The sequence below is a fragment of the Hydrogenophaga sp. FW305-3-2-15-A-LB1 genome (genome assembly GCF_058787875.1).
Window position 1 is genome coordinate 1 of sequence record NZ_JBYTAE010000122.1, and the last position, 11131, is coordinate 11131.

Consider the following 11131-nt stretch of genomic DNA (forward strand, 5'->3'; position numbering starts at 1 on the left):
ATGGGAGGGTGGGCGGCGGCGGCCCCCAGTCTACGCCGCGACGGTGGCGCGGCTGTGTGGGTTGGCGCACGGACCCCGCGAGGGGGAATTGCCCCGGCTTTCCCCGTCTGTTCGCGGTCTTGCGGATTCGCCGGCGTGGGAAATTCACCGTCCTGACAGGTCGCCTGGCTTCGCCCGCCTTCGGGCAGCGCCAGGCATTCACTTCCACTGGACGAAGAAAGAAGAAGCCGCGTGTCTCATCCCCACTCCCTTTCCACGAGTTCCCCTCTCGCCACCATGAGCCTGCGCACCAAGCTGCTGCTGCTGGTCATCGGGGTGGTGCTGGTCGGATTTGCCGTCACCGTGATTTCGCTGACCCGCCAGGCCGGCCAGCTGCAGGAAAGCACCGCCCTCATGTACGCCGAGGAGCTGGCGAGCCGCAACGCGGCGCAGGTGGAGTCCGAGCTCAACGCCACCATGACGGCGGCGCGCACGCTGGCCCAGGCGCTGGGCGGCCTGAAGGCCACCGGGCAGGCCGACCGCATCGAGGCCGATGCGCTGATCCGCAACGTGCTGGAGGGTTCGCCCCATTTCCTGGGGGTCTGGGTGGCCTGGGAGCCCAACGCGTTCGACGGCCGCGATGCCGAGTACGTGGACAAGCCGGGCCACGATGCCACGGGCCGCTACATCCCCTACTGGAACCGGGGCGCCGGCGCTCCTGTGGTGGAGCCGCTGGTGGACTACGACAAACCCGGTCCGGGCGACTATTTCCAGCTGCCCAAGCGCACCGGCAAGGAAACGCTGATCGAGCCCTACAAGTACACGGTCGCGGGCAAGGAAATCCTGATCGCGACCACCTCGGTGCCCATCGTGGTCAACGGCCAGTTCGTGGGCGTGGCGGGCATCGACCTGCCGCTGTCCAGCCTGCAGGAGAAGGTGCAGGCGATCCGCATCTACGACACCGGCTACGCCAGCCTGTTGTCCAACGGCGCCCTGTACGTCGGCGACCGCGACCCCGCCCATGTGGGGCAGGCGCTGACCAAGCCGGCCGAACTGGCCGCCCTGCGCGCCGCGCTGAGCGAGAACCGGCCGCAGCGCGTGCGCTACCTGCACGAGGGACTGAACACCGAGGTGACCAGTGTCTACGTGCCGATCCGCGTGGGACGGGACAACTCGTCCTGGGCCTTCGCGGCCACCGTGCCGCAGGACCGCATCCTCGCCGAGGTGCGCCAGCTCAACGTCACCGCGGCCTTGCTGGGCGCGGTGTCGATCGTGGTGGTGTCGCTGGGCCTGCTCTGGGCCCTGCAGCGCCTCGTGCTGCGCCCGCTGGGCGGTGAACCGGCCGAAGCGGTGGCGGTGAGTGCGCGCGTGGCCCGGGGCGACCTGGGGCAGCCGGTGCCGGTGCGGACCGGGGACACCCAGAGCCTGATGGCCCAGCTGGCGATCATGCAGAAGGACCTGGCCAGCGTGGTCGGCCGCGTGCGGCGCGGCGCCGAGGCCGTGGCCACGGCCAGCGCGGAGATTTCCCAAGGCAACCAGGACCTGTCCAGCCGCACCGAGAACCAGGCCAGCGCGCTGGAGGAAACGGCGGCCTCTATGGAGCAGCTGGGCACCGCCGTGGGCCAGAACTCGGGCCATGCGCGCGAGGCCGACCAGCTCGCGCGCTCGGCCACCACGCTGGCCGAGCAGGGCGGGGCGGCCGTGCAGCGCGTGGTGGACACCATGCAGGACATCGATGCCGGTTCGCGCAAGATCGCCGACATCATCGGCGTCATCGACGGCATCGCGTTCCAGACCAACATCCTGGCGCTCAATGCGGCCGTCGAGGCGGCGCGCGCCGGTGAACAGGGCCGGGGCTTCGCGGTCGTGGCCGGCGAGGTGCGCAGCCTCGCCACGCGCTCGGCCCAGGCCGCGCGCGAGATCAAGGCCTTGATCGGCACCAGCGTGGAGAGCGTGGGCAACGGCACGGTGCTCGTGAACGAGGCCGGCCAGACCATGCAGGAGCTGATTGCCTCGATCCAGAAGGTCTCGCGCCTCATGTCGGACATCAGCACCGCCAGCGGCGAACAGAGCGCGGGCGTGAGCCAGGTCGGCGAAGCGGTGGTGCAGCTGGACCAGACCACGCAGCAGAACGCCGCGCTGGTGGAGGAAATGTCCGCCGCCGCCAGCAGCCTGCGCCAGCAGGCGGACGAGCTGGTGAAGACGGTGTCGGTGTTCCAGCTCGGGACGACCAGCGCCGGCTGAGCCCCGCGGCCGTGCTCACGGCAGCGCGGTCTCGTCGTAGATCCTGCGCAGTGCGAGGGCGTCGGCCTGGATGATCCCTTGTTCGATGTAGTGGCGGCGCATCTTCTCGATGGTGGGCACCCGGATCCGTCCGGAGGGGTTCTCGAACGAGACGGTGGCCAGCAGCCGCTCCGCCGTGGCCGCATCGACGTTGAAGCGTTGCATCAGGCGCTGGCGGTTCTTCTCCGGGCTGGCCTGTGCCACATCACGCGCCCCTTCCAGCAGCGCGGCGACCGCGCGCTGGATCAGGGCCGGATCGCGCTGCAGCGTGCCGCGCTTGGCAAGGATCACATAGGGATCCCAGTCATGGCCCAGGAAGCTCGAGAGTTTCACCACGCTGCCGAGCCGCCTGTCCTTGTCGATCAGGGCGGCCGCGTGTTCGGTGGTCACCCAGATGTCGGCCTGCCGCTGGTTGAGGGCCTGGTAGTTCTGCGGCAGTCCCCCGGTCGGGACGAAGCTCACCTCGTTCGGTGCCACCCCCAATGACTTGAGGAAGAGGTCGGCGTAGAGCTTGTCCGTGCCCGACATCTGGGTCACGGCGATGCGCTTGCCGCGGATGTCGGCTGCCTGGATGGGGCGCTCGGACAAGGACCACATGTGCCACTCGGCGTGCAGGCCCAGGTCGGCGACGACCACGAAGTCCACGCCTTTGCTCATGTAGTTGATGGCCGCGCCCAGGCCGTACAGGCGCACGTCGGAATGGTTTTCTTCTTCGGGGTTCCAGGTGCGGCGGTCCCCGCCGCCCAAGGGCGGCGGCGTCGTGGGCTGCAGCCCCTGCTTCTGCCACAGCCCCTGCTCGCGGGTGACCATCTCCACCAGGGCGGTGGAGGGCACGGTGCCGACGCCTGGGGCGAAGGTCAGGGGTTGAAGGGGCTGCTGGGCGGCGGCGGGTTGCGCGAGCGCCGTGCAGGCGGCCACGGCCAGCAGGACCCGGGCCAGGCGCTTGGGGAGGCGGGAAAGGGCTGGCATGGGGTCTCCTCGTCAGGGGCGCTGCAGGCCGATGCGGTCGATGATGGGGCGTTCCGACTGCATGATCTCGTGGGCGAAGGCCGTGAACTGCTGGCTGCTCATGTACTGGGGGTCGATGTCGTGCTTGCGCAGCGCGTCGCGGAAGCTCTCCTGGTCCATCGCCTGCTTGAACGCGTTGTGCAGGCGCTCGACCACGGCGGGGTCGGTGCCACCCGGCGCGACCAGCCCGAACGGCGCGTTCTGCACGATGGGGTAGCCGAGTTCCTTCAAGGTGGGCACGTTGGGGAAGCGGGGGCTGCGGGTCTCGCCAGCCATGGCCAGCAGGCGCAGCGAACCCGACTCGACCAGGCTGGCCCAGCTGGGGCCGTCGGCGAGCGATTTCACATGGCCGCCGCGCACCGCGGTGAGCGCCTGGGCGCCGCCCGGGAACGGGATGTGGCTGAACTTGACGCCGGCGCGCTGGCCGAGGTCTTCCATCGTCAGGTGGGGCGACGACAGCGTGCCCGGCGTGCCGTAGGTCATTTCGCCCGGGTGCGCCTTGGCGTAGGCGATGTAGTCCGCCAGCGTCTTGATGTCGGAGCTGGCGGGCACGGCCAGGCCGAAGGGGTAGGAGGCCAGGCCGATGATGTACTTCAGGTCCTTGACCGGGTCGTAGCTGGTCTTCGTCAGGTAGTGCTGGCGGAAGACCGAGACCGCCACCTGGGCGATGGTGTAGCCGTCGGCCGGCACGGTCTGCATGAGCTGGGCGGGGATCACCATGCCCGCCCCCGGTTTGTTGTCCACCACCACCGGCTGGCCCAGGATGCTGCTGGCATTGGAGGCCAGCACGCGGAACGCGGCGTCGGTGGCACCGCCCGGCGCGAAGCCCACGAGCAGCCGGATCGGCCGGGACGGGAAGGCGGCCTGGGCGCGCGCGGCGGGCGCCAGGGCCAGCGTGGCGGCGGCCAGGGAGCCGCTCAGGAGTTGGCGTCGTTTCATGGGAGCTTCCTTCTCGAAGAACGTGCGTCAGGCGGCACGGGGTTGATCGGCGCCGTCCAGTGGCGTGGCCCAGGCGTCGTAGCCGTACACCCCGTCGGCGTTGTTGTCGTTGCGCAGCCAGTCGTTCTTGCCCGAGGCCACCTGGATCTGGCTGGCGCGCGGCTTGCGCAGCGCTTCATACGTGCGCAGCGCTGCCGCGCCATCCGGCCCGGCGGCCAGGCAGCGCGCCAGCACCACCGCATCCTCGATGCCCATGGCCGCGCCCTGGGCCATGAACGGCAACATCGGGTGGCAGGCATCGCCCAGCAGCGTGATGCGGCCCTGCGTCCATCGCGCCATGGGCTCGCGCACGTACAGCGCGGTCTTGAGCACCACCTCGCAACGGCCCAGGATGGCCTGCACCTCGGGGTGGAACTGGGCGTAGGCCGCGAGCAGCTCCTGCTGCGTTCCCTTGACCGACCAGGACTCGTGGCGCCAGCTGTCCTCCCGCGCGGTGGCGAACACGAACAGCTCGCGCCCGCCGTGGATCAGGAAGGTGAACACCTGGCTGGCGGTGTTCGGCCCCCACCACTTGGTGGTCGGCCTCAGGTCCAGGTGGCCGAGCTGTTGCGCATCGACGATGGCGCGGAAAGCCACCTGACCGGTGAAGGTGGGCTGGTCGGCGCCAAACAGGTTTTCCCGCACGGCGGAATGGATGCCGTCGGCACCGACGATGGCATCGAACCGGTGCGTCTGTCCGTCGTCGAGCTCCAGGGTGGCGTGGCCGTCGCCCTGGGACACCCGCCGGACCCGGCTGCCCAGGTGGATCTCGATGTCCGACGCGGCCGCTTCCAGCGCCGACAGCAGATCGGCGCGGTGCACCGTGAGCTGCGGGGCACCGTACCGGCGCTCGCCGGCTTCGCCCATTTCCAGGCTGGAGGTCACCTCCCCGCTGTCCCAGGTCCGGCTGATGCGGCGGGTGGGCCGGAAGGCCGAGGCCCGCAGCGCCGGGCCGATGCCCAGGCCGTCCAGCGCCCGGACGGCGTTGGGCGTCAGGTTGATGCCCGCGCCCACGCGCCCGAACCGGCCCGCCTGCTCGAAAACCACCGGGGTGAGGTTCAGGCGCTTGAGCGCCAGCGCCGCCGAAAGGCCGCCGATGCCCGCGCCAATGATGGCGATGCGATGAGAGGTCATGGTCTGAATTGTTATGAATGCGAAAACAAGTTTTGCATGTTAAATTTTTCGCTCCAAAACCGACCAGGTGAAAACCCTGATGGGGGCGGGCGCCGATGAGGGCCGGCCCAAAAGTCGATTTCATAGAATCGCTGCGCAACGCGAGGCAGCCCGCCTGGTGGCGTTGCGCCCATCACCCATGAACCCCACACCCGAGACGCCGCCGCCGCTGACACCGCCCTCCACCGACGAGCCGGACGGTGGCGAGGCCGACAAAAGTCCCTATTGGGTGGAGGCCCTGGCCCAGGGCCTGGCGGTGCTGCGGGTGTTCGAGACCGAACACGGCAGCCTGACGCTGACCGACATCGCCCAGCGCCTGGGCTGGAACCGCGCCCGACCCTTCCGGTATGTGCAGACGCTGGAGCGGCTGGGCTACCTCAGCCGGGAAGAGCCGGGCCGGCGCTACCGACCGACGTCCCTGACGATGTCGCTCGGCTACGCCTACCTCAGCCGGCTGTCCCTGATCGAACTGGCGCAACCCGTGCTCAACCAGCTCCGGACCTCGGTCAATGCGTCGGTGCACATGGGGTTGCTGGACGGTGGGGAGCTGGTCTATGTGGCCAACGCGCGGATTCCGCTGCCGACCGCGATCAACATCCATGTGGGTTCCCGCACGCCGGCGTTCGCGACCTCGATCGGGCGGATCCTGCTGGCCTACCTGTCACCCGAGGCCGTGGACGCCATCCTGGGGACCGGGCCCATCCCCGCCATGACGCCCAATTCGACCAGCGACCCGGTGGCGTTCCGGCACCTGCTGGCGCGTGCGCGCCAGGACGGCTATGTGTTCAACGACCAGGAGTTCCACCTGGGCGTGCGCTCCATCGCGGCGCCGGTGTTCGATGCGGCGGGCCAGGTGGTCGCCGGCATCAATGCCACGGCGATGACGCACGCGTTCACCGACGAGGTGGTGAGAGACGCGGTGTTGCCGGCCGTGTGCGCGGCGGCCAGCGAAATCTCCCGGGGCCTGGGCTTCGTCGGGAAGCCCACCCCCGAGCCGGCGTGATCCGGTCCCCGGGAGCGGGGTCTCGTCTCAGGGCGTGATGCCGGCTTCCTTGATGAAGCGGGTCCAGCGCGTGCTCTCCGCGGCCTGGTAGCGGCCCAGGTCCTGCGGCGAACCACCGGCCACGTCGGCGCCCAGGTCCGAGAGGCGTTGACCGAGTTCCGGCGTGCGGATCGCGGCATTGATGGACTGGTTGAGCTTGGTGGTGACGTCCGCCGGCATGCCGGCGGGCCCGAACACGCCGTACCAGATGGTGACGTCGAAGCCCGGCAGACCGGCTTCGGCCACGGTGGGCACGTCCGGCAGCAGCGACGACCGTTTGGGTGTCGTCACGGCCAGGGCCTTGAGCTTGCCCGAGCGGACCAGCTGCAGCACCACGGGCATGCTCTCGAACGCCATCTCGATGCGGCCGCTGGTCAGGTCGAGCAGGGCGGGTGAGCTGCCCTTGTACGCCACGTGCGTGATCTCCACGCCGGCCATGCGCTTGAAGAGTTCACCCGCGAGGTGCTGCATCGATCCATTGCCGACCGACGCGAAGTTGTAGCTGTTCGGATGGGCCTTGAGGTGGGCGATCAGTTCGCGCACCGAGTTGGCGGGCACCGAGGGCGGCACCACGAGCACGTTGGGCACGGTGCCCACGAGCACGATGGGGGTGAAGGACTTCACCGGGTCGTAGGGCAGGCCCGGCACCATGCTGGCCGCCGTGGCGTGCGTGCCCGGGCTGCCCAGGGTCAGCGTGTAGCCGTCGGCGGGCGCCTTGGCCACCATGTCCGTGCCCAGGGTGCCGGAGGCACCCGGCTTGTTGTCCACCACCACCGGCTGGCCGAGCGTGCGGGCGATCTCGTTGCCGATGGCGCGCGAGAGCACGTCGTTGCCCCCGGCCGGCGCCCAGGGGGACACCCAGCGGATGGGCTTGGTGGGGAAGGTCTGCGCGGTGGCCGTGCCCAGGGTGGCGAAGGCGCAGAGGGTCAGCAGCAGTGGGGGCAAGAGCCTGTTCATGGTCGTGGTTCCTTTGGCTTCAAAAAAAGAGCATCCCTGTGATGGCTTGTTGTGTGGCATTCATCCGGCGCGCAGCGCGCGCTCCACGAAGTCGAGACGGTCCTGCCCGAAATGCAGATCGCCGTCGATCACGAAGCTGGGCACGCCGAACACGCCCGCCGCGAGGGCTTGGGCGGTGTGGGCCTCGAAGCGGGACCGGGCCTCGGGGGCTGCCGCGCGTGCCAGCAGCGCCTGGGCGTCCAGGCCTTCGTCGCGCGCCATGCGAGCGAGCGTGGCCGGGTCGGCGATGTCGAGGTCGTGCACCCACACGCCGGCGAGCATGCGCTGTGCCAGGGGCCAGACGACCGCGTTGCCGTGGGCTTCCTGCGCCACGATCAGCAGTTGCGCGGCCAGCGATTCGTCCACGGGGTGGTGGGCGGGCCTGGCGCTGATCGGCATGTTCAGCCAGGCCGACCAGCGCTCCCGCTCGCGCGCCCGGAAGGCTTGCCGGGCCGGGGACAAGGCGGCCAGCGGCGTGCCGCCGGTGGCGCGGAACACGTGCAGCAGATCGATGGGTCGGTAGACCACGGTGGCGCCGGTGTCGCGCACGATGGCGTGGAACCGGGGGCCGCCGAGGTAGACCCATGGCGACAGCACCGAGAAGTAGAAGGTGACGGTTTTGCCGCTCATGCCTGGCCGTCCTGGTCCGTGGTGTCGGTGCGGGGCAGCACCACGGCGTCGAGCGCCACCGCGCCTTGGCCCGCAGCAAACACCCGCAGCGGATTGATTTCGATGGACTCGACCGTCGCGGCCTGGCTGACCGCCAGCTGCGACAGTCGGACGATGGTGTCGGCCAGCGCGTCGACATCGGCCGCGGGGGCGCCCCGGTGACCCAGCAGCAGCGCATGGGAGCGCAGCTCGCGCAACATGGCGTGGGCCTGTTCGTGCGACACCGGGGCGAGCCGAAGCGCCACGTCGTTGAACAGCTCGACGAAGACGCCGCCCAGGCCGGCCATGACCACCGGGCCGAAGATCGGGTCCTGCTGTGTGCCGACGATGAAGTCGAGACCGGGCCCGGCCATCGGCGTGACCAGCGCGCCCTCGATGCGGGCCTCGGGCGCGTCGCGGCGCACGCGCGCCATCATCTGGCGCCAGGCGGCCGAGACAGTGTGTTCGTCGGCCAGGCCCAGTGCCACGCCGCCGACCTCGGTCTTGTGCACGATGTCGGGCGACAGCACCTTGAGCGCGACGGGGTAGCCCACCTGGCGCGCGGCATCGATCGCCTCCTGCTCGGTGGTTGCCATCCGTTCGTCCGGGACGGTGATGCCGCAGGTGGCGAGCCGTTGCTTGAGCGCGTGCTCGGTGCGCGCTTCGGCCAGGCCGCTCACGTCGGGCAGCGGGCCGGGTGTTGCGTGGTGAGCCGGGCCGCGCAGCCGCGCCTGGGCGAGCGACTTGAGCGCGGCCACCGCGCGCATGGCCCGCGTCGTGTCTTCGAACAGCAGGTAGCCCGCCGCCTGCATCTGCTGCGCGAGCGCGGGCGGCGCCAACATGGACAGCACCATCAGCACCTGGGGAAACTCGTGCCGCAGGCGCGTGAGGATCTCGGCCAGCGGCTGCTGCAGATGGGGCGCATGCGGCATGGCGGTGAGAAACAGCAGCACGCACTCGTGGTCGCCTTCGGCCAGCAGGGTGCGCACGAAGGTTTCGAACACCCGCATGTCGGCCCAGATCTGGGCCGTGCCATCCACCGGGTTGCGCACCGAGGCATGGGGCAGCAGCGCCTGCAGGCGCGCCTGTGCGGGGGCCGGCAGGGGCGTGAGCGTGAGCCCGTGCTGTTCGGCCGCGTCGGCGGTGAGCACGCCGATGCCGCCCGAGACGGTGAAGACGCCGACACGGCCCTCGCGCGGCAGCAGGCCGGTGGCGCAGGCCCGGGCCACGTCGAAGAAGTCCTCCACCGAGTGCGCGCGGTGCACGCCGTATTCCTTGAACAGCGCGTCGAAGACGCGGTCGTCGCCGGCCAGCGCACCGGTGTGCGACTGCACGGCGGCGCGCCCCACGTCGGAGCGGCCCGCCTTGACCATGATCACCGGCTTGCCCGCGTCCTGCGCCAGGGCGAGCGCCTCGATCAGGCGAGCGGGTGTCTTGCAGCCCTCCATGTAGCCCATGATCACGTCGGTGCCGGGGTCCTGCGCGAAGTGGGCGATGCAGTCCGCCAGCTCCACGTCGCATTCGTTGCCGGTGGTGACCCAGGCGCCCAGGGGCAGGCCCTGCTCGCGCGCCATCACCAGCGCCTGCCCGCCGAACGCGCCGCTCTGGCTCACCAGCGCCACGCGCCCCAGTGGGGGCAGGCCCAGGTCGACCATGAAGGCGAAGGTGCCCAGGAAGCCGGTGCGCAGGTTCATGAAGCCCATGCAGTTGGGGCCCAGGATGCGCATGCCGCTGTCGCGGGCGATGGCGCCGAGTTCGGCCTGTGCCGCGCGCCCGGCCTCGTCGACCTCGGCGAAGCCCGAGCTGAACACCGTGACCGCGCGCACGCCGCGCTCGGCGCAGCTTCGCACCGCGGGCAGCACCGCGTGCGCCGGCAGGGCGATGATGGCGTGGTCCACGGGGGCCGGGATGTCGGCCAGGGCCGCATAGGCGGGCAGGCCCTGGACCTCGGTGGCGCGCGGGTTGACGGGGTAGATGGGCCCGTCGAAGCCGTGGGTGCGCAGGAATTTCAGGGGCCGCCCGCCGATCTTGGTGGCGTCGGACGACGCGCCGAGGATGGCGACCGAGCGTGGATCGAGAAGGGCCGCCAGGGAACGCGGCGTGGCGGTGCCGAAGCGGCGGGTTTCGCTGAGGTTGGTCATGGTGTGGCGCTTTTTGTCTTGGGGTCTTTCTGGCGGGCGGCGAAGAAGGCCGCCACCAGGCCCTGGGTCTGTTCGGAGGAGGCCAGGCGCAGGTAGGCCTGGCGCTCGGCGGCCGCGCCTTCGGCGAAGGGGCGTTCGGCGGCGAGAGCGATGAGCGTGATGGCTTCCTGCACGGCTTCGCGCTCGCCGAACCGCTCGGCCGCGAGTTCGCGGTAGCGCGCGAGGAGCGACGGTGTGGCCGGGCCCCCGGGCACGCCGAGGTCGGCGGTGCGCCGCCACGGCCGTCCGCCCTCGGCGATGGCCAGGGCCCAGGCCGCTGCCGTGTCGCGCAGGTCCAGGTCGGGCGGCACGACCGCGTCCAGCCAGCCGGTGGCCAGCGCGGTGTCGGTCTTCATCGGCTGGGCGAGCGCCACCATGGCCAGGGCGGCTTCGATGCCGACCAGGCGCGGCAGCCGCTGCGTGCCACCCGCGCCGGGCACGAAGCCCAGGTTGACCTCGGGCAGCGCGAGCAGGGCGTCGTGCGATCCCACGCGGGCATGGCAGGCCATGGCCAGCAGCACGCCGCCACCCATGGCCTTGCCCTGGATCGCGGCGACCACGGGCTTGGGAAAGCGCTCCACCAACTCGGCCAAGTCGCCCAGCGGCGTGCTGCCGGGCGGATCGGGCTGGCCGACCTCGCGCAGGTCGCCCCCGCCAGAGAACATGCGGCCCTGGCTGGTGATCACGACGGCGCGCACCGCCGCGTCGTCCTGGATCGCCTGCAGCGCGTCGCGCAGGGCGCGGCCCACCGCTCGGTTCAGGGCGTTGATCGGGGGGTGGGTGATCTCCAGCCACGCGACGCCGGCCGCGCGGTGCTGGGCGACGAGGGGCGCGTCGTCGGGGC

General features: G+C 70.7%; 9 protein-coding genes. 2 read left to right on the forward strand and 7 right to left on the reverse strand.

Features of this window, described 5'->3' with window-relative positions; translation table 11 throughout:
• Positions 1-276: 276 nt before the first annotated feature.
• Positions 277-2223 (forward strand): methyl-accepting chemotaxis protein, encoded by a 1947-nt coding sequence (locus tag AC3WPZ_RS26115; protein WP_492433054.1) that lies wholly within the window; start codon positions 277-279, stop codon positions 2221-2223.
• A gap of 15 nt (positions 2224-2238) precedes the next feature.
• Here the strand turns inward: AC3WPZ_RS26115 and AC3WPZ_RS26120 are convergent, their stop codons facing one another.
• The 3 genes from AC3WPZ_RS26120 to AC3WPZ_RS26130 are packed head-to-tail and all read right to left on the reverse strand — an operon-like array spanning position 2239 to position 5382.
• A complete protein-coding gene (locus AC3WPZ_RS26120; protein ID WP_492442290.1) occupies positions 2239-3231 on the reverse strand; it encodes an ABC transporter substrate-binding protein in 993 nt (330 codons plus the stop codon).
• A gap of 12 nt (positions 3232-3243) precedes the next feature.
• Entirely contained in the window at positions 3244-4209 is a 966-nt protein-coding gene (locus AC3WPZ_RS26125) for a tripartite tricarboxylate transporter substrate binding protein (protein ID WP_444688390.1), read from the reverse strand.
• Between the two features lie 27 nt (positions 4210-4236).
• Positions 4237-5382, reverse strand: coding sequence for an FAD-dependent monooxygenase (locus AC3WPZ_RS26130; protein WP_492442293.1), 1146 nt, complete (start codon positions 5380-5382; stop codon positions 4237-4239).
• 178 nt (positions 5383-5560) lie between these two features.
• Between AC3WPZ_RS26130 and AC3WPZ_RS26135 the strand changes: the two genes are divergently transcribed.
• Entirely contained in the window at positions 5561-6424 is an 864-nt protein-coding gene (locus AC3WPZ_RS26135) for an IclR family transcriptional regulator (protein ID WP_382323442.1), read from the forward strand.
• A 27-nt stretch (positions 6425-6451) separates the two neighbouring features.
• Here the strand turns inward: AC3WPZ_RS26135 and AC3WPZ_RS26140 are convergent, their stop codons facing one another.
• The 4 genes from AC3WPZ_RS26140 to AC3WPZ_RS26155 all read right to left on the reverse strand — a co-directional run.
• A complete protein-coding gene (locus AC3WPZ_RS26140; RefSeq protein ID WP_382323443.1) occupies positions 6452-7420 on the reverse strand; it encodes a Bug family tripartite tricarboxylate transporter substrate binding protein in 969 nt (322 codons plus the stop codon).
• 60 nt (positions 7421-7480) lie between these two features.
• Positions 7481-8089: a 2-hydroxychromene-2-carboxylate isomerase gene (locus tag AC3WPZ_RS26145; RefSeq protein ID WP_492442295.1), complete on the reverse strand. Its 609-nt coding sequence runs from the start codon at positions 8087-8089 to the stop codon at positions 7481-7483.
• Positions 8086-10248: an acetate--CoA ligase family protein gene (locus AC3WPZ_RS26150; RefSeq protein WP_492442297.1), complete on the reverse strand. Its 2163-nt coding sequence runs from the start codon at positions 10246-10248 to the stop codon at positions 8086-8088. The genes AC3WPZ_RS26145 and AC3WPZ_RS26150 overlap by 4 nt, the downstream gene beginning before the upstream one ends.
• The coding region (locus AC3WPZ_RS26155; RefSeq protein ID WP_492442299.1) for an enoyl-CoA hydratase/isomerase family protein at positions 10245-11131 on the reverse strand (887 nt) is incomplete at its 5' end. The genes AC3WPZ_RS26155 and AC3WPZ_RS26150, both read right to left, overlap by 4 nt.

Excerpts from the sequence above, each read along its gene's own strand:
- AC3WPZ_RS26140 (WP_382323443.1), bottom strand. The coding sequence starts at position 7,420 with ATGAACAGGCTCTTGCCCCCACTGCTGCTGACCCTCTGCGCCTTCGCC.
- AC3WPZ_RS26150 (WP_492442297.1), bottom strand. The coding sequence starts at position 10,248 with ATGACCAACCTCAGCGAAACCCGCCGCTTCGGCACCGCCACGCCGCGT.
- AC3WPZ_RS26120 (WP_492442290.1), bottom strand. The coding sequence starts at position 3,231 with ATGCCAGCCCTTTCCCGCCTCCCCAAGCGCCTGGCCCGGGTCCTGCTG.
- AC3WPZ_RS26145 (WP_492442295.1), bottom strand. The coding sequence starts at position 8,089 with ATGAGCGGCAAAACCGTCACCTTCTACTTCTCGGTGCTGTCGCCATGG.
- AC3WPZ_RS26130 (WP_492442293.1), bottom strand. The coding sequence starts at position 5,382 with ATGACCTCTCATCGCATCGCCATCATTGGCGCGGGCATCGGCGGCCTT.
- AC3WPZ_RS26135 (WP_382323442.1), top strand. The coding sequence starts at position 5,561 with ATGAACCCCACACCCGAGACGCCGCCGCCGCTGACACCGCCCTCCACC.
- AC3WPZ_RS26125 (WP_444688390.1), bottom strand. The coding sequence starts at position 4,209 with ATGAAACGACGCCAACTCCTGAGCGGCTCCCTGGCCGCCGCCACGCTG.
- AC3WPZ_RS26115 (WP_492433054.1), top strand. The coding sequence starts at position 277 with ATGAGCCTGCGCACCAAGCTGCTGCTGCTGGTCATCGGGGTGGTGCTG.